Genomic DNA, 17,973 nt, shown 5'->3' with positions numbered 1-17,973 from the left:
GGGGGACCGCCGTCGTCGCACGTTGTGCGAGGGGTTAGTTGGTACGCCTGGTGGGCGCGACGACCTTGATGACGGCGGAATCGTCGGCGGCGGCGAGGCCCTGGGCCTGGCCGAGGAGGTAGAGCTGTTCGGCAGCGGCGGCAACCGGTGCGGCCAGGCCGGCGGCGCGCGTGGCCTTGCCGACGATGCCCATGTCCTTGACGAAGATGTCCAAACGGCTGAGGACCTCCGCGCCTTCCTCGTTGTATGCCTCAAGGATGCGGGGGCCGCGGTTGGACAGCATGAACGAGCCGGCCGCACCTGCCTCCAGGGCAGCGAGGGTCTTCGCCTGGTCCAGTCCGAGGGCGTCCGCGAGTGCCATGGCCTCGGCGGCAGCGGCGATGTGCACGCCGCACAGCAGCTGGTTGACAGTCTTGAGTGCCTGGCCGTCGCCGGGCTTGTCACCCACGATGCTCAGGGTGGAGGCCAGCAGTTCCAGCGCCGGCCGGGCCTTTTCCTGGGCGGCCGGTGTCGCGCCCACCACGATCAGGAGATCGCCTTCGCCGGCACGCTTGGGGCCGCCGGAAAGGGGTGCGTCAACGAGTTCGACGCCGTACTCGGCCAGGCGGGCCACGGTGTCCGGAATGGCTTCGGTACCGACGGTGCTGCCAAGGATCACGACGGCGCCCGGCGTGAGCACAGGGGCGACGCCGTTCTCGCCGAAGAGGACGTCATCGAGTTGTTCGCCGTTGCGTACGGCAAGGAGCAGGGCGTCGGCGCCTTCGGAGGCTTCGCGCGCCGAAGCGAAGGTGCGGATCCCGGCGTCGGCGGCGAGCTTCAGACGCGGTTCGGCGATGTCGAAGCCGTGGACGGTGAGCCGGGTTGCCAGGCGGGTGGCCATCGGCAGGCCCATCGCGCCCAGGCCGAGGACGGCGACGGTGTAATTGCTGGTCATGGTGTTCTCCATTGAATTTGGGGTTAGAAGGTGGCGCTGAGTTTGCGCGTGACCTGCGCGAGGGATTCGTCGTCGCCCACGTTGCCTGCGAAGACGATGTACGGGATGCCTTTCGCGGGTCCGTCCACCGGTTCCCACAGCGAGACGATGCCGGGCAGCATCGGGCCGCGGACAATCGCGTGGCGGATTTCCAGGCCGTGCGCGGCCACGTCCGACGATGTGATGCCGCCCTTGGCGATGACGAAGCGCGGCGGGAAGGTCTTGAGCGTCCGGTTCACGATCGCGACGACGGCGGCAGAGACGGTGCGGGCAATCTTCAGGCTCGCTGCGGCGTCGTCGGTCTTGATAAGAAGGCGGCTTGTGTGGACAATGACGTCGCCCGTGTGGAGGGCGTCGACGACGGCGGTGACCGTCTCGTCCAGGTAGGCTTCCGCGCCGCTAGCGAGAAGCTTCTCGACATCGATCTCAATGATGCGGGCTGCGCTGTGCTGGGCCGCCAGGGTGTTGAGCTGGCGCGTGGTGAGGCCGACATGCGAGCCGACAACGATCAAGCCGCCAGCCGCGGAGGGGGAGTTGCCTTCGTAGGCTTCCTCGCCGCTGAGCGCTTCGCGGATTTCCTGGCCGATCCGGGCGCGGACGAAGGGCGGCCCCACGCGGTACAGCAGTTTCTTGCCGCGGCGTTCGGCTTCTTCCAGTCCGAGGGCGAGCGCGCGGAAATCGTTCTCGGTGACGATGTCCACGACGATGGGCGTGGAGTTCGTGGCGGGTTCGATCGCGTCGGCGATGGCCTTGGCCGAGAGCTCGGGATCTCCGGCGGATCCGTTCGCGGCGGCCGCGCCGGCGCGGATGATGTTGAGGTCGAGGACGATCACATCGCTGGCCGGGAAGCGGCCCTGCGACTTTTCCTCCACATATTTGGCCATCTCGGAGTTGGCGAAGCCGAAGCTCGCGTCCTTGGCGAACTCGGTCTCGGAAACCGGGGTGAGCTTGCCGGCATTGTCCCCGGTGCCGCGCATGTAGTGCACGCCGCCGATGGTGACGCGACCGGCGTCGGGAAACGCCGGGACGATCACGACGCCGTCGGTGGCCTCGCCGGTCACGTCGGCGATCGTGGCGGCGATGACGTCGGGTTCCAGCGGGTAGTGGCCGCGGAGGGTGGAGTCGGAGCGGCTGACGAACCCCAAGCGAAGCTTGGAGCCGCCAGAGTTCTGGCCCGATGCGGCGAGGGCGTTGCGCACGATTTCCTCGTTGCGGGCAGCGGCCTCAACCGGGTCCAGGCTGCGCGTGTTGGTCAGCACGTAGACCGCGGGCTGGGACCGGCTTTCCGCAATGTGAGCGAACGCCCATGTGAAATCGGTGACCTCCCAGCGGGTGAGTACCGGCAGGTTGGCGACTGATTGGGTGCCCGTGGGGTCGTCGTCGAGGACTACCAGGACGCGGGGCGAGGCTGTGGAAGACGCTGCTACGGCGTCGGCAACCAGCTGAGCGGGGATCTGGACTTCCGCCGGGAAGGCGGCCAGAACATCGGCTTCGAGGGTCACTATGCACTCCATCGTGGTTTTGAAGGTAAATGTAAGATGTCAGACATCTAATATTTGAATGCTAGTGTGACACACCCTCTTTCGGCTGTGCAAGTGTCAGCGGTCACTATGCTTGGCGCATGCTTCCAGAGCCTCCGGCCGTCGCGGCGCTACATGTGGACATGCGCCTTCCAACGGTTGCTAGCACGACGTCGGGAAAACCGTCCCAGCCTCCCGTCCTGTTGCTGCACGGCTGGGCCTCGACATCCGCCTATTGGGAGCCACTCGCCACCGAACTGCTCGACACCGGGCGAATCGTCTGGATCGTCGATTTGCCCGGGTATCACCGCGGGGACGCATTGCCTCCGGGCTTCCGGTGGACTCTGGAATCAGCGGCGGATTCCGTTGCTGCCGCTGCTGCCCGGCACGCGTCGCCCGTCCACATTGTGGGCCATTCAATGGGCGGCAGCGTGGCGCTGACGCTGGCGGCGGCGCATCCGGAGCTGGTGGCGAGCGTGGCCCTGGTCGGCATGGTTCCGGCTCCCCCGAACGAAGGCTTCAAATCAATGCTCGAGTCCCAGTTACGGCAAGGCTTCATTGACGACGCGACGCGCGCGAAATGCATGAACGCCTGGTTCGGGACATTGTCCCCCGAAGACCATCGCTTGCTGAGCCGCGGATTTGAGCTGCCTTTCGAGGTCCTCGGCCCCAGCGGCCTCGCGGCGATGGCCGGAGTGGCTGCGGATGTCCCCGAAAAGGTGACGGCGCCGACGCTGGTGATTGCCGGCGTCGGGGACCGCCTACGCTCACTGGACCAGGTGGAAGCCTTCGTGGCAGCAAGCCCGCTGCGGAGGCTTGTGGCAATCCGCGACTCCGGACATAGCGTGCATTGGGAGCAGCCGCGTGCTTGTGCCCTGGCGCTCGGCGCGTTTTGGAACGAAAGCCGGCAGCCGCCAGCGTAAGATGTCAGACATCTAGGAACGGAGCACCATGGCACGCAAGTCGCTGGTCGGCGTCGTCGCTGACGAGCTGCTGGACCGCATCGTCGCGGGCGAATTTCCGCCGGGCACAGTGGTTCCCGGCGAACTCGAGTTGAGCGCCAAGCATGAAGTCAGCCGCATGACTGTCCGCGAGGCCATGAAGACCCTCGAGGCCCAGCGAATCCTTAGCGTGGAGCGCGGCCGGGGAACGTTCGTCAACCCGCTGAACCGCTGGGCGTCCCTCGAAGCTGTCTTGCGGGCGGCATCGGAGGGGAAAAACGACGCCGCAGCGTCCGTCCAGCTCATTGAGTTGCGCCGCATGCTCGAGACCGGCGCCTGCGAACTCGCTGCGTCACGGATCTCCCCCGAGGAAATCGACCAACTGCAGGTTCACGTGTCCGCCATGCAGAAAGCCCACGATTCCAATGATGTGCGCGCGTTCGTCGAGGCGGACCTGGGCTTCCACGATGTCATCCTCCATGCTTCCGGCAACGTCTTCGTGGCCGTGCTTTTCGAACCCCTGCACCGCGTCCTGGAAGCCCGGCGTACCCAGACGTCGCAAATCCCGGATATCCAGCGGCACGCGATCGGACATCACCGGGCCATCCTGAAAGCCCTCGAAGCCGGCGACTCGCCCCGAGCCCGCGAGGCGATGGACGCACACATGCAGCAGACCCTCGACGATCTCAGGACGTACGTCCTGGAGGCCTAACGCCCCGATCCCCTGGGACCCCCGCTCACATATCAGGGCCGTTTCCCGAACGCCCGCTCACATATCAACGGTTGTGGGTGGACCCCCGCTCACATATACGGGCCATTTCCACGGAGCGTGGCTGCTTCAAGCCAAGTGTCCCTCAGATCAGCGCGTCGAGGCACGCGATCCTGAGTTTGCTCACAAGTGGGGACTCCGACATCTCCGAACTGCAGATCAAGCTGACCTTCGATATCGCACTCGAGTCCTCGATGTCCAGGTAGGTCAGCCCCGGAATAGCAAATGCCTTGAGGGAATCCGGAACAACAGCGACGCCGAGCCTCGCAGCCACGAGGCCCAGGATTGTGGGGAACTGAACAGCTTCCTGAGCGATGTCGAACTCGACGTCCGCGGAATGGAGTAGCGCTGCGATGTGGTCGAACAACCGCGAAATGCGGCTCCTCGGGAAGGCAATGAACTTCTCCCCCGCCAATTCTCCCAAACTTACCGAGGAGCGGGCGGCCAGCCGATGATCTAAAGCAACCGCAACTACAAGGGGTTCATTTCGCAGAAGGGTCTGGGATATCCCCGGACCCGCCCTGACCTCCCTCGCGATGCCAGCGTCCAAGTTTCCTGCGGCGATGAGGTCCATCTGTTCATCCGTGGTTACTTCCCTGAGATCAAGCTCGATGCCCGGCCACTCAGATCGGAGGTATCTGACGACGGGTGGGATTGCTGAAATCGCGGCCGACGAGACGAAGCCCAGGCGAAGCCGCCCGATTTCCCCGTTTCGTGCCTGACGCAGTGCCGAGGCCATGGCCGCGTATTGGCTCAGGACTTTCCTGGCGTGCGTCAAAAGCAGTTCGCCATCGGCGGTGAGTTGGACGTTGCGCGAATTGCGCACGAAGAGCTGCACCTTGCATTCCTCTTCGAGCTTTCGGATCTGCTGACTAAGGGGTGGCTGGGCCATGTGCAGGCGCTCGGCCGCGCGATTGAAATGCAATTCCTCAGCCACTGCGACGAACAGTTCAAGGCGTCGAAGGTTCATAGAACAAGACTAAACAGATATCGATGGCCGTCAAATAGATACTTCAGTGGCGGGACCGCGAGGTCTACCGTTGATCGTGAGGACAGTCACAAATCACCAATCAGCAAGAGGTTAGATAATGCCCGTATTGACCGAGCCCGCCAGCAGTTTCATCAACGGCGCCTGGATAGAAAGCGCCGGGGCTATCACCTACCGTTTCAACCCGGCAGCACCGAGCGAAGCGGTTACCGCGTACCGTCAAGCAGGTTCCGAGGATCTGGCAAAGGCGATACAGGCTGCCACTGTGGCTGCGCCAGCTTGGGACCGGCTCGGAATTCTGGCCAGAGGTCGCGTCTTGTCGACTGTCGCCCAGATGATCCGCGAACGAGCCGAAGAGATCGCTAGGACGATGACAGCAGAACACGGCAAGACACTGGCCGAATCGCGGCTGGAGGTCGACGCCTCGGCTGACACATTTGACTACCACGCCGGCTCTGCCCGTAACCCGGTTGGCGCTGACTATCCTTCCAGCCACCCTGACGAGCGCATCGTTACAGTCCGCAGACCCCTGGGCATCGTCGGCGTGATCACTCCATGGAATTTCCCCTTGCAGATCCCGGCCTGGAAAATCGCCCCAGCCTTGCTGCATGGGAACACGGTGGTTTGGAAGTCGGCAAGCAACACCCCCGGCGTCTCCGTCCTCTTGATGGACATCCTTGCGAAAGCCGGGCTTCCAGCCGGCGTCGCGAACCTGCTTCTAGGACCAGGTTCGCTCGGTTCTGAACTTGTGTCCCATCCGAAAGTCGCCGGGGTGACATTCACCGGCTCCGTTCCCGTGGGCCACCAGATCCGTGCCCTCGTCTGTGGTCGCGGAGCGAAGCTGCAAATGGAACTAGGCGGACACAATGCAACGCTGGTTCTCCCTGACGCCGACCCTGAACTGGCTGCCAGTAGTGCCGTCAACGCGGCCATGGGATCCACCGGCCAGAAATGCACAGCAACGCGCCGGATAATTCTCGTCGGCGACGGGCATGAGGAATTCCTCACAAAGCTGAGGGAGAAGGTTGCCGCTTTGTCTGTGGGGCCGGGCACGGATCCGTCGGTGCAGATTGGCCCGGTAGTGTCGGCTTCCGCGCGGGACGAGATCACATCGGCGATCGGCCAAGCTCTCTCCGAAGGCGGGCAAATCATCGCCCAGGCCGCGGTTCCGGACTCGGACGGATGTTTTGTTCCGCCTACTGTCCTGACCGGGCCGGCATCGTTGACTATCTGCCATGAAGAGGTGTTCGGACCCGTTGTGACGGTCCTACGGGCTTCCACCCTGGATGACGCCATTGCGTTGGCGAACAGCACAGACTTCGGGCTGACAGCAGCAGTGTTCACGAGCGATGAACGCGCCGTCCGAAAATGCGTCACCTATTTGGACGCCGGGCTGGTGAAGGTCAATGCACCCTCCACTGGATCGGAACTGCACGCACCATTCGGCGGAATGAAAGATTCGACGTTCGCCGGGCCCCGCGAACAGAACAATGCAGCCGCTGCAGCCTTCTTCACCCATGAAAAGACTGCGTACCTGCGCCTTGCACCCGAAAAGGCATGATCATGACACTCTTGGACCACCGAGTCGTACCCAAGCTACGGCCTCCACACGAGGTTCTCTCCGGCACCGACATGAACGGAGCCTGGGCCACACGTCACAGTTTCGCCCGCACCTTCCTCCGTCGAGCCGCAGCCCGGAAATGGTCCGTAACCCGTACCCGACTCGAATTCGATGCGGAGGGCTGCGGTACGGCGGTCTACACCGTGGATGCCGAAGGCCGGAAGCTGAGCTTCATCGCCTTTTCCCGCACCTTGGATGAAAGCGAACGCACGGACCGCGTCATCGCTGATGCCTGGGACGTCACCGCAGCCCTCATCGAAGGCGATCTCAACCCCGAACGGGAAGCGGACTTGCGACGAAATGTCCCCGTCCAGGAGCGCGGCCGCGTTGACCCGGACACGATCATCCTCACCCGAGCCAATCGAAGTGCCCGCTTCTTTGACTACGTCAGCGACTGCCTAGCCGCCGGCGACCAACCGGATGTCGACTTCATCGGACCCAGCCCGTACCTCATCCGCAGCACCGCGTTCTACGGCAATGGAAAATTCGGCCTGAAGGAGTTCGCGGACTTCCCTACGGACCACCCCTTGGCCGTCCCATACCGCTCCCAAATGCTCACCGCCTGGCTCCTGCGCGAGCTCAGCATGGACATGGTGGAACACGTCGCCCGCGAAAAGGCCGTGCAACGCGGCACCACGGCCGCGTCCCTCAATACCGAGTGGAGCAAATATCTGGGACTGGGCAACGCGACCGGCCTGGGCATGGTCCCTTTCGTCATCAACCACCCCGGCTATCTGGACGCGTGGTGCAGGTTGCGGGAAGTTCCCCTCGCTGCAGGTCTCGGCCAGGACTATCGCCCCGACCATCCTGACCTCGCACGTGTAGCGGAGCTGCTCAGAAAGGCGGACCGCTATCTCGCAGAGAAACACGCACTCGAAACTGCCCCGTTCCTGCCCGCCGAAGCGATCAGGCTTCAACTACAGCAACTCCTCGCAGACTTGCAGACATACAGGTCCACCGGGTCCGAGCCCGCTCGGGTGCTCGACCGACTCCACGAGGTCGCGACGGCCCTGAGTCCGGAAGCCCGCGGACTCTTCGCCTCCATAGTCGTTGAACTGCGCTCCGACTTTGACGACGCTGCGGAGGCCCTCCTCACGGTTCCCGACACCACATGGACCGACACGACCATGCGCTGCTGGGAGCTGAAGCAGTTGCTCGACAGAAACTACGGCTGGGTCCGAGCCTACGACTTCGTGGACCCGGAACGCGCAAGCTACTACTGGTTCTCCTCCGAAGCCAATGAAGAACCCCGTCGGGCACCACGCGCTGGCCGCCGCCCTGGCACGGTAGAACACTGCACTGACATCGCTCGCCGGATCAGCGCCCTCACGGAGGACCTTGAAAGTTTTCCGGCCCACAGTAGCATCACGGAGTTTCTCCTGGCCTACCCTATGCACCGCTTTGCCGCAGCACGCGTTCAACAAACACGGCCTTACTACTACGGAGAGCTCCGGGACAACCTTGTCGACGCCGAGTTTCTGCCCTTGAGCACACAACGCTTTCAGTTGGCAACGTACGGGATGAACAACTTCAGCCCCCAATCCACCGACTGGCTGCGCGTCACCCTGTTCAGCGGAGCACCCCGGGCAGCGGACATCAATAACAGCACCGACGCCGATGATTGGCTCTTCCCCACCGCGCCCCAGGACTCGGCACGATGAGTCTTCATGAGCGGCTTACCGTCGTGGACGGACTCCAGATCAGCAATTGGAACCGTCCTGTCCTGGAGGAACTGCGTTCTGGCGGCGTCAGCGCCGTCAACGCCACTTGCGCCGTCTGGGAAAACGCCGCCGATACCCTCCGGTCGGTCGGCCAATGGCTGGAACTCGCGAACCGCAATCAGGATCTAGTGTTCCTTGCAGCAACCGGAGAGGACATCGACAAAGCGAAGCGGCAGAACAGGATTGCCGTGTTCCTGGGATTCCAGAACACAAGCCCGTTCGAAGACGACTACCGAAACGTCGAGCTGTTCCATCGACTCGGAGTCCGGATAGCCCAACTGACCTATAACAACCAAAACCTTCTCGGCAGCGGGTGCTTTGAGTCAAGCGATGCCGGCCTCACCCGGTATGGCCGAGTAGTTGTGGAGGAGATGAATCGGGTGGGAATGCTCATCGACCTTTCGCATGTCGGATATCGGACGAGCCGTGAGGCGATCGAAGCCTCAGCGGTCCCGGTCTCCATCACCCATTCCAACCCTCTCTGGTTCTATGACACCCCCCGCAACAAACCCCACGAGGTCATCCAGCCCCTCGTCGAGAGGGGCGGCGTCATCGGCTGCTGCTTGTATCCGACTGTCAGCGGCGGGGAGGGGGTCACCCTCGAAAGTTTCTGCAGCATGGTCTCTCGAATGGTCGACCTGTACGGTCCCACCAGTATCGGCATCGGAAGTGACTGCACCAGAGGCTGGGACCAGGAATTTGTCGGCTGGCTCCGCAATGGCCGCTGGCAACCCACTCATCCAGAAGATGCCCCCACGTGGCCACTGTGGCCAAACTGGTTCAGCGGCCCCCTGGACTTCCCCCGGCTAACGGAGGGTTTGTCCTCGACAGGCCTTACCGACGACGTCATCGGCGCTGTCATGGGCGGCAACTGGAGCCGGCTCTTCACCGAAGTCATGGACACCACGAAGGAACACGCGCATGTCTGACACCACCGCCCGGACGACACGCAAAGCCGATCCAGCGGCCCGGACGATTTCCATCCAGCCGCGCGAAATCAAGGAGGCAGCTTACAGGGCACTTTGTGCGGCAGGGGCAGACCCAGCCGAGGCCCAGGAGGGAGCCTTCGCGATTCTCCGCTCGGAATGCGACCAGCATGACGGACTCAGTCAACTCATGGCACTGCTTGACGCGGACTGGGAAACACCGTCCCAGCCGGCGACGGCGGCCCCCGCCTTCTGGGGCGGCGGGAACCTGACGGAGCTCGTCACCACCCGCCAACCCAGGCTGCGGACGGCCCTCCAGCTCATAGATTGTGCCTTGGACTACCCCGCGGACGAAGTCTCCGCGGCTCGAACCAGCAGTCCCTGCATCCAAGCGCAGCTCTGGAACGACCTGTTGATCCGGCGCTCAGCTTCGTTGCAAAGGACGATCATCCTGGTCACATCCACTGCAGGCAACGAGACGGGGAACCTCGCCCGAATCGAAGACCGGACCCTCACCAGCCAAGGCGTCATCGCCAGCCAAGAGCCTCCCCACGACCTGATCGATTCAGTTCCCGACGGGCATCAGGAACGAGAGGTGACCAGCATCATCGTGTTGCCAGCGGCTTCCCCGATCGATCTCAAGACAAGTTCCATTCCCGCCAAACCCCTGAAAGTCAGTGAAGAAGAATGGCAGAAGATGTACCAGTTGTCCCGGAAATTCCTGGTACCGGACGCATGAACACCATCGTGAGAACCCAGTTCACCGACGGCAATCCCCGGCCTTATTCGGCCTCCGCAGCAGTCGGCGGCCTCATCTTCATGTGCGGCCAGGTACCGTCTTGCGACGACGGAACCGTACCAGCCGACATCTCTGGCCAGGTTGTCCAGGCCTTCGACAACCTGGAAGCGGCCCTCAAGTGCGCGGGGTCGAGTTTGTCGCACCTTCTCAAAATTACCGTCTTCCTAGCCGACCTCGACGAGTTTGATCAATACAACGCCGCGTACCTCACAAGGCTCAGCGGCCACCCCTTGCCTCCCCGCACCACCGTTCAGGTTGCAAGGTTCAGGGGCGAGAAGCGCATCGAAATCGATGCCATCGCAACAACAACAGCGTGACCGTATAAAAATACGGATCTGCTGGGGTATCCAATGACGCTATCCCCTTCCCGGATCGGAACCATCATGCTCCTCCCAACCAAAACGGTCGAGGTTACCCTCGACTCGGCACCGCTCAATTCGTTCCACAAACGCCTTACCCTATTCAGTTCAGGGGGTCCGTTTCTCGACGGATATATCCTCGCAATCATCGGCATAGCTTTGGTGCAGATAATTCCCGCCTGGCATATGAATGACTGGTGGAACGGTCTCATTGGCGCCTCCGCACTGATCGGCGTCTTCCTCGGAGGCTTGATCTTCGGAAACCTGACCGACAAAATCGGGCGCAAGCTTATGTACACGATCGACCTCATTGCCATCATCGTGTTCTCCATCGCCCAGTTTTTCGTTCAGGAACCGTGGCAACTGTTCGTCCTGCGGCTCATGATCGGCATCGCGGTGGGCGCTGACTACCCCATTGCAACAGCTCTCGTCGCAGAATTTGTCCCAAAGAATTGGCGTGCTCGACTCCTTGGCGGCCTCAATGCGATGTGGTTTGTCGGGGCGACGGTAGCCGCCTTCGTCGGTTATTGGCTTCTGTCCTTGGATGATGGGTGGCGATGGATGTTGCTGTCCTCTGCCGTTCCCGCGGTGCTGATCCTCATCGCAAGGGCCACCATCCCCGAATCTCCCCATTGGCTCGTCGGGAAAGGCCGTCGCGAGGAAGCCCTCGACATCCTCAAGAAGACCATCGGGGAGGGCGCGACTCTGGACGGAATCACGGCACACGATCCGAACGCAGCCAAGCTCAGTACCGCGAAAGCCTTCCGGCTCGTGCTGACTGGCGGCTATCTGAATCGAGTTGTCTTCATCTCAATTTTTTGGACTTGCACCATCGTCACGCTGTTCTCGATCTACGCCTTCGGTCCACAGATCCTCGCACTGTTCAACCTCCAGTCTGGCGACGAGGCGAACATCGGCTACGGACTGATCAACCTTTTCTTCCTCGTTGGCAACATCGTCGCTCTCTTGGTCGTGGACAAACTCGGCCGCCGGCCGGTCCTGATTTGGGGCTTTGTCCTCTCCGGCGTCGGGCTGCTTTTCCTCGCAATTTTCCCAAACGCGCCGCTCGCCCTGATCGCACTGGCCTTCGCCTTCTACGCCATCTTCAACGGCGGACCTTCAATTCTCGAATGGATCTACCCCAACGAACTCTTCCCGACCAAGGTGCGGGCGACCGCCGTCGGCCTGCGCACCGGAACAAGCCGGGTCGGAGCCGCCATCGGCACCTTCGCTACCCCGCTAGCACTGACGCACCTCGGCCTCTCCGGGACCATGTGGATTGCGGCAGGCATCGCACTCATCGGCGCAGCAGTCAGCTACTTCATGGCTCCTGAGACCAAAGGCCAGAACCTTGAGGAAGCCGCATCCCTCCGCACGTGACGTCCGAAGCCGGTGCTGACCGGGGCCCCAACCGAGCGTTTGGCCATCGGCCCGGTAGGTGAGCGGGCGTTCGGCCGAAAGGCCTCATAGGTGAGCGGGCGTTCGGCCGAAAGGCCCCGTAGGTGAGCGAGCGTCGGGAGGGGACAAACCATAGGTGAGCGAGCGTCGGCGGGGACCAGACCCTAGTCCCCTGGCCCTGCGTCGGCTAGTCTGCTTTCACGGCCTGCCAGGCCCGCAGTTCAGGCATCAAGGACGATCATGAGGAGCAAGAATGGCTGACCACACATACAGCGTTTCCGAAATTGTTGGAACTTCGTCCGAGGGCGTCGACGCCGCCATCAGGAACGGGATTGCGGCCGCAAGCCAGACCCTCCGGAACCTCGACTGGTTCGAGGTCAAGGAAATCCGCGGCCACCTCAGCGAGGGCGCCGTTGCCGACTGGCAGGTAACCATCAAACTCGGATTCCGCCTGGAGCGTTAACAAGCCCTCAACACCCCGAAACCGACGATGGCCGCCAGCCCTTCTGTGGAAAGGCTGGCGGCCATCAGTTGCGAGGCTGGACTCACCCGCGGGTCCAGACTTGGACGGGGTCACCGCCACAGAGGAGTCGCCGGCCACGGCCGGCAAAATCGATCCACAGGAATTCGTGGTCGGAAGAAACTTCGTCCACAAGGCCGGCGTCGAAACCCCATTTTTCCTCGTGGATCCAGACGGCTTCGCCGCGGCTGAGTTCCGACCATTTCGACGGCGGCAGGCGAAGGGCCGCTCCAGCGGGCCGTTGGGCCGACGTCGTGAAGTGGCTTGGGCCCCACACGCCCAAGGTTTCAGGACTCATCGGGACTCAGCGAGCAAGTACTGGCGGCGCCAGACTGTTGCCGCGCCGTTGTGGGACGGGAAGACGTGGCCCTCGAAGAACGTGCGCACCACGTGGGGTTCTCCTTCAGGGCTCCACTGACCGGATGCCGGGCAATGCGAGCCCGTGGATCCGGCGGACCCGGCGGTGGTTGCCCGCTCCCTGAGCAGCGCGATGCGTTTCATCGTTGAATTCCATCCTTGATATGCGAAAAGGTCTGGATTCAGCGTAAACGCGATTCAAAAGCCGCCCAATGGGCACTAAGACAAAATCACGCCAAATCACTATGCAGCAGCACAGTGACGTGGAGCACTTTTGGCTGAAACTGGTTCAGCTTTCGCCCATTGCATGACGCTCGGACAGCTCCGGGCCCGTCGTCGCCGTTCCGGCACCAAACGCCGTTCCCGCACCAAAGCTACCGAGCAACTTCAGGGCATCGTCCGACGGCGAACCCGCCTTCGCGGAATAGACCCGCAAGACCTGGTCCGGATCCTCCGGCAGGGACAGGTTCTCGAAGTTCAGTTCCACGTCCCCCACCGTGGGGTGGTGCAGGCGGACAGTCCCGGCTGAACGGGCGGCCACTCGATGCCCTGCCCACCACTGGCGGAAGTGTTCGCTGTTGACGGCGAGTTCGCCCACGAGCTGGTTGGCTTGGGGATCGTCCGGGTGCCGCCCGATATCCGCACGCAGTGCACCGGCGGCTTCCGCGGCAACCGTCTTCCAGTCCCGGAACAGCTCGCGTGCCTGGGGGTCCAGGATCAGCCAGCGCGTGAGATTCCGCTCGGCAGCGGGCATGGCCGGGAAGTCGGCAAAGAGCAAGACCGCCATCCGATTGGCTCCGAGCACGTCGCTGCGCCGGCCAAGCAGGAGCGCGGGAACGTCGCCCACGGCGTCCAGAAGTTGACGCAAGGCCGGCCGCACCCGTGGTGCGGGAGTCGGTGCCTTGGCGCTCGACGCGCAATGCTCAAGGAGGTCCATCATGTGGGTGTGCTCGCTTGAGTCCAGGCGAAGCGCCCTCGACACCGATTCAAGGACTGCCCGGGACGGATGGATATGGCGGCCTTGTTCGAGCCGCGTGTAGTAGTCCGTGCTGACATCGGCCAGTCGGGCAATCTCTTCCCTGCGCAGCCCGGGAACCCGGCGCGCGCCGGACGCGTCCGGCAACCCTGCATCCTCCGGCGACATCCGGGCACGCATGGCTTTGAGGAATTTTCCGAATTCGGCGCTCTGACCCATGTTCCCATTCTTCCCTCCCTAGCGGCCTGTTTCTACGGCCAAGGTAGGACTGCGAGTCCTAGGAAAAGCAGGGGGCGTCAAAACTACTGCTTGTTGTGCCGAAAGTGCATAGGCTCGAAAAAGCCAGTCAGGCAATCCACCCACCAGCGACGAAAGGGCCGGACATGTCCAACGCTCAGAATTCAACCGTTCCCGGGCTCGTCCTGAACAACTCGGTCACCATCCCCCAGCTCGGCTTCGGCGTCTTTCAGGTCCCGCCTGCCGAGACCCAGAAGGCCGTTGAGGACGCCCTTGAAGCCGGGTACCGGCACATCGACACGGCTGCGGCCTACCGGAACGAATCCGGCGTCGGCGCGGCAATCAAGGCTTCCGGGATCGCCCGGGAGGAACTCTTCATCACCACCAAACTCCGCAATGGCGAACAAGGCCAGGCAGCGTCAGCGTTCAGCAACAGCTGCCGCGAACTCGGCTTCGACGTCATTGATCTCTACTTGATCCACTGGCCCGTGCCGTCCCAGGGCCTGTTCGTCGACGCGTGGAAGGCCCTGGAAAAGATCCATGCCGACGGCGGCGCCCGGGCCATCGGGGTTTCCAACTTCCTGCCCGAACACCTCGATACCCTCCTCGAGTTCGCCGACGTCGTACCCGCCGTCAACCAGATCGAACTGCACCCGACCTTCCAGCAGCGGGAACTTGCAGCGAAGAGCCGCTCGCACGGGATCGCCGTCGAGGCCTACAGCCCGCTGGGACAGGGAGCGGACCTGGGGTCGGCAACGGTCACCGAACTCGCCGAAACGCACGATGCCACCCCGGCACAGATCGTCCTGGCCTGGCATCTGGGAACCGGCAACATCGTCATCCCTAAGTCCGTCCACCCGGAACGGATCCGCCAGAACCTCGCGGCAGCGTCGTTGCAGCTCTCCCGGGACGAACTGGCAGCCATCAGCGCGCTCGACGCCGGTGCCCGCCTCGGCGCCGACCCCGCCGTCGCGTCCTTCAGCCAGATGTAGAAACCACCGCAGCGTAAGGAACCCCAACCATGCAGTACACCCACTTGGGCCGCTCAGGCCTCAGCGTCTCCCGCTTGTGCCTCGGAACCATGAACTTCGGCCCGCAGACGGAGGAATCCGCAGCGCACTCCATCATGGACTCAGCCTTGGACTCCGGCATCAACTTTTTCGATACCGCCAACGTCTACGGCGGCACGGAGCACCGGGGATGGACCGAGGAAATCCTGGGCCGCTGGTTCGCCAAGGGCGGCGAGCGCCGAGAACGCGTCGTCCTGGCCACCAAGCTCTATGGAACCATGACGGACCGCCCCAACGAGTCGAAGCTCTCCGCCCTCAACATCCGGCGTGCCTTGGACGCCAGCCTCAAGCGCCTTCAGACCGACTACATCGATGTGTACCAGTTCCACCACGTGGACCGGAACACGCCGTGGGACGAGATCTGGCAGGCCATTGAGGTAGCGGTCCAGCAGGGCAAGATCCTGTATTCCGGAAGCAGCAACTTCGCCGGCTGGCACATCGCCCAAGCCCAGGAGGCCGCCGCGCGGCGCAACTACAACGGACTCGTGAGCGAGCAGTCCATCTACAACCTGCTCACCCGCAACGTCGAACTGGAGGTCATCCCGGCCGCCCAGCAGTACGGCCTCGGGCTGATCCCGTGGTCGCCGCTTCACGGCGGCCTTCTGGGCGGCGTCCTGAAGAAAGAGCGCGACGGCGTCCGTCGCCTTGAGGGCCGCGCGGCCGAGACCCTCAAGAAGCACGAAGACCAGATCCGCCAGTACGAGGACCTCGCCGACGACCTTGGCCACGAGCCCGGCGATGTGGCCTTGGCCTGGCTGCTGCACCAGCCGGCTGTGACCGCACCGATCGTGGGTCCGCGCACGCAGGAGCAGTTGGACGCCGCCATCAGGGCTTTGGATGTCACCCTCGACGCCGATGCCCTCAAGCGGCTCGACGACATCTTCCCGGGCCACCGGACCGCGCCGGAAGACTACGCGTGGTGACGTCGGCACCGTTACGGCTGCTGTTCATTGGCGGGACCGGGACCATCAGCGCGGCGGCGGCGGAGCGCGCCGTCGCGCTGGGTCACCGGCTCACCATGCTCAATCGCGGACTGAGCTCGGAAAGGCCGGCCCCTCCGGGCGCGGAACTGCTCCAGGCAGATATCCGCAACCCCGTCGAGGTCGCGGAGGTGCTGAACGGCCGCGAGTTCGACGTCGTCGCCGACTTCATCTCCTTCACGCCGGAGCATGTGGCTGCCGCGGTGGAGCTGTTCCGCGGCCGGACCGGTCAGTACGTGTTCATCAGTTCGGCTTCGGCCTACCAGAAGCCGCCCGCACACTTGCCGATCCTTGAGTCGACCCCGCTAAGGAACCCGTTCTGGAAGTACTCCCAGGACAAGATCGCGTGCGAAGACCTTCTTGTGCGGGCCTACCGCGACGAGGGATTCCCCGTGACTATCGTTCGGCCTTCGCACACCTACGACCGCACGCGGATCGCCCTTCTGGGCGGTTGGACGGACATCCATCGGATGCGGGAAGGCCTGCCTGTGGTGGTCCACGGCGACGGTACCTCGCTGTGGACCCTCACGCATGCGAATGATTTTGCGGTGGCCTTCCTCGGCCTCCTGGGCCAGCCGCAGGCTGTTGGTGAAAGCTATACCATCACCTCTGACGAAGCGCTCCCGTGGGACCAGGTCTACCGGCTCTTCGCCACGGCGGCTGGAGTGCCGGACCCCGAACTGGTGCACATCGCGTCGGAGACCATTGCCGCGCACTCCCCGGAGCTTGGTCCCGGTCTTCTCGGGGACAGGTCCCACTCCGTGGTCTTCGACAACACCAAGATCAAGACGCTCGTTCCCTCGTATCGCGCAGAAATTCCTTTCGCGGCAGGCGCTCGGGAGATCGTCCGGTGGCATGATGAACATCCAGGCATCAAGCACGTGGACCAGGACTTCATGAAACTCAGCGATCAACTGGTCCAATGGTCACGGAGGCCGATCTAGCAACCGAAAGGACAGGACCATGGCACTTGCTCCGACCGTCAGGTTCAATGACGGTAATGCCATTCCGCAGATCGGCCTCGGAACCTGGCCGCTCGACGACGCCCAGGTCGCCAAGGCAGTGGTGTCCGCCGTCGAGCTTGGCTACCGGCACGTCGACACGGCGTACCGCTACGGTAACGAGGCCGGCGTCGGGCAAGGCGTGCGGGACTGCGGCATCCCGCGCGAAGAACTGTTCATCACGACCAAGCTGGACGGCACCCACCAGGGCCGCGACCGCGCCGTCGACGGGCTCGAGGGCTCCCTTAAGCGGCTCGGGCTGGACTATGTGGACCTCTTGCTGATCCATTGGCCGCTCCCGCAGCGGAATGACTTCGTGTCCACTTGGGAGACTTTCGAGCGGCTCCGGGCTGAAGGGAAGGTGCGCTCAATCGGCGTGTCCAACTTCAAGCCCGCGCATCTCGAGCGGCTTCTGGAGGAAACGTCGGTGGTGCCCGCCGTCAACCAAATCCAGATCTCGCCGTCCATCACCCGGATCGATGAGCGGGCCTTCAACGGCAACCATGGCATCGTCACCGAATCGTATAGTCCGTTGGGGGCCGGCCGCGATCTCCTGAATGCCCCGGTGTTGGCCGCGATCGGGAAGAAACACGGAAAGACTCCGGGTCAGGTGGTGCTGCGCTGGCACGTCCAGGAGGGGCTCGTGGCCATCCCGAAGTCCGCCAATCCGCTGCGCATGAAGGAAAACCTGGACGTTTTCGACTTCGCATTGGACCACGACGACCTGTCCGCGATCGCCACCTTGGACGCGGGTGCCGATGCCGGCGTCGACTCGGATGTACAAGGCCACTGAGGCAGCATTCCATCACCAGCACTG

General features: G+C 63.2%; 19 protein-coding genes. 13 read left to right on the top strand and 6 right to left on the bottom strand.

The window, feature by feature from the left end:
* Positions 1-34 precede the first annotated feature (34 nt).
* A complete protein-coding gene (locus tag LFT47_RS00860; protein WP_236814206.1) occupies positions 35-934 on the bottom strand; it encodes an NAD(P)-dependent oxidoreductase in 900 nt (299 codons plus the stop codon).
* A 23-nt stretch (positions 935-957) separates the two neighbouring features.
* Positions 958-2,475, bottom strand: coding sequence for a four-carbon acid sugar kinase family protein (locus tag LFT47_RS00855; RefSeq protein WP_236814204.1), 1,518 nt, complete (start codon positions 2,473-2,475; stop codon positions 958-960).
* 119 nt (positions 2,476-2,594) lie between these two features.
* Here LFT47_RS00855 and LFT47_RS00850 point away from each other — a divergent pair, with 119 nt between their 5' ends.
* Together LFT47_RS00850 and LFT47_RS00845 are read left to right on the top strand one after the other, a co-directional pair.
* Entirely contained in the window at positions 2,595-3,416 is an 822-nt protein-coding gene (locus LFT47_RS00850; protein ID WP_236814202.1) for an alpha/beta fold hydrolase, read from the top strand.
* A 28-nt stretch (positions 3,417-3,444) separates the two neighbouring features.
* On the top strand, positions 3,445-4,146 hold the full coding sequence (locus LFT47_RS00845; protein WP_236814200.1) for a FadR/GntR family transcriptional regulator: 702 nt from the start codon (positions 3,445-3,447) through the stop codon (positions 4,144-4,146).
* 142 nt (positions 4,147-4,288) lie between these two features.
* On the opposite strand, the gene LFT47_RS00840 is transcribed toward LFT47_RS00845, so the two are convergent.
* Positions 4,289-5,173: a LysR family transcriptional regulator gene (locus LFT47_RS00840; RefSeq protein ID WP_236814198.1), complete on the bottom strand. Its 885-nt coding sequence runs from the start codon at positions 5,171-5,173 to the stop codon at positions 4,289-4,291.
* Positions 5,174-5,291: 118 nt separating this feature from the next.
* Here LFT47_RS00840 and LFT47_RS00835 point away from each other — a divergent pair, with 118 nt between their 5' ends.
* From LFT47_RS00835 to LFT47_RS00805, 7 genes are all read left to right on the top strand, one after another.
* Positions 5,292-6,752 carry an aldehyde dehydrogenase family protein gene (locus tag LFT47_RS00835; protein WP_236814196.1) on the top strand — a complete coding sequence of 487 codons (1,461 nt, stop codon included), beginning with the start codon at positions 5,292-5,294 and terminating at the stop codon, positions 6,750-6,752.
* A gap of 2 nt (positions 6,753-6,754) precedes the next feature.
* Positions 6,755-8,473: a hypothetical protein gene (locus tag LFT47_RS00830; protein WP_236814194.1), complete on the top strand. Its 1,719-nt coding sequence runs from the start codon at positions 6,755-6,757 to the stop codon at positions 8,471-8,473.
* Positions 8,470-9,462 carry a membrane dipeptidase gene (locus LFT47_RS00825; protein WP_236814192.1) on the top strand — a complete coding sequence of 331 codons (993 nt, stop codon included), beginning with the start codon at positions 8,470-8,472 and terminating at the stop codon, positions 9,460-9,462. Before LFT47_RS00830 ends, LFT47_RS00825 begins: the two co-directional genes overlap by 4 nt.
* The gene (locus LFT47_RS00820) at positions 9,455-10,198 is read left to right on the top strand and encodes a hypothetical protein (RefSeq protein WP_236814190.1); all 744 of its coding nucleotides are present in this window, start codon (positions 9,455-9,457) and stop codon (positions 10,196-10,198) included. Before LFT47_RS00825 ends, LFT47_RS00820 begins: the two co-directional genes overlap by 8 nt.
* Positions 10,195-10,575, top strand: a complete 381-nt coding sequence (locus tag LFT47_RS00815; RefSeq protein ID WP_236814188.1) for a RidA family protein — start codon at positions 10,195-10,197, stop codon at positions 10,573-10,575. The genes LFT47_RS00820 and LFT47_RS00815 overlap by 4 nt, the downstream gene beginning before the upstream one ends.
* A gap of 66 nt (positions 10,576-10,641) precedes the next feature.
* A complete protein-coding gene (locus LFT47_RS00810) occupies positions 10,642-11,997 on the top strand; it encodes an MFS transporter (protein WP_236814186.1) in 1,356 nt (451 codons plus the stop codon).
* 271 nt (positions 11,998-12,268) lie between these two features.
* Entirely contained in the window at positions 12,269-12,478 is a 210-nt protein-coding gene (locus LFT47_RS00805) for a dodecin (RefSeq protein WP_059388369.1), read from the top strand.
* A gap of 82 nt (positions 12,479-12,560) precedes the next feature.
* Here the strand turns inward: LFT47_RS00805 and LFT47_RS00800 are convergent, their stop codons facing one another.
* The 3 genes from LFT47_RS00800 to LFT47_RS00790 form a co-directional block, all read right to left on the bottom strand.
* The gene (locus LFT47_RS00800) at positions 12,561-12,833 is read right to left on the bottom strand and encodes a hypothetical protein (protein ID WP_236814184.1); all 273 of its coding nucleotides are present in this window, start codon (positions 12,831-12,833) and stop codon (positions 12,561-12,563) included.
* A complete protein-coding gene (locus LFT47_RS00795; RefSeq protein WP_236814183.1) occupies positions 12,830-13,036 on the bottom strand; it encodes a hypothetical protein in 207 nt (68 codons plus the stop codon). Before LFT47_RS00795 ends, LFT47_RS00800 begins: the two co-directional genes overlap by 4 nt.
* Before the next feature lie 145 nt (positions 13,037-13,181).
* Positions 13,182-14,087 (bottom strand): helix-turn-helix transcriptional regulator, encoded by a 906-nt coding sequence (locus LFT47_RS00790; RefSeq protein WP_236814180.1) that lies wholly within the window; start codon positions 14,085-14,087, stop codon positions 13,182-13,184.
* A 164-nt stretch (positions 14,088-14,251) separates the two neighbouring features.
* On the opposite strand from LFT47_RS00790, the gene LFT47_RS00785 reads away from it, so the two are divergent.
* Genes LFT47_RS00785 through LFT47_RS00770 form a run of 4 tightly spaced genes read left to right on the top strand, consistent with a single transcriptional unit; the run spans position 14,252 to position 17,949 of the window.
* Positions 14,252-15,097: an aldo/keto reductase gene (locus LFT47_RS00785; RefSeq protein WP_236814179.1), complete on the top strand. Its 846-nt coding sequence runs from the start codon at positions 14,252-14,254 to the stop codon at positions 15,095-15,097.
* Between the two features lie 29 nt (positions 15,098-15,126).
* On the top strand, positions 15,127-16,098 hold the full coding sequence (locus tag LFT47_RS00780) for an aldo/keto reductase (RefSeq protein WP_236814176.1): 972 nt from the start codon (positions 15,127-15,129) through the stop codon (positions 16,096-16,098).
* Entirely contained in the window at positions 16,095-17,099 is a 1,005-nt protein-coding gene (locus LFT47_RS00775; RefSeq protein WP_236814174.1) for an NAD-dependent epimerase/dehydratase family protein, read from the top strand. Before LFT47_RS00780 ends, LFT47_RS00775 begins: the two co-directional genes overlap by 4 nt.
* Positions 17,100-17,118: 19 nt before the next feature.
* Positions 17,119-17,949 carry an aldo/keto reductase gene (locus tag LFT47_RS00770; RefSeq protein WP_236814173.1) on the top strand — a complete coding sequence of 277 codons (831 nt, stop codon included), beginning with the start codon at positions 17,119-17,121 and terminating at the stop codon, positions 17,947-17,949.
* The last annotated feature ends 24 nt before the right edge of the window (positions 17,950-17,973 follow it).

Source organism: Arthrobacter sp. FW306-2-2C-D06B, assembly GCF_021789175.1.
Lineage (GTDB): Bacteria > Actinomycetota > Actinomycetes > Actinomycetales > Micrococcaceae > Arthrobacter.
Note: the sequence above shows the minus strand (reverse complement) of the source record. Positions and strands in the feature narration are given on the sequence as shown.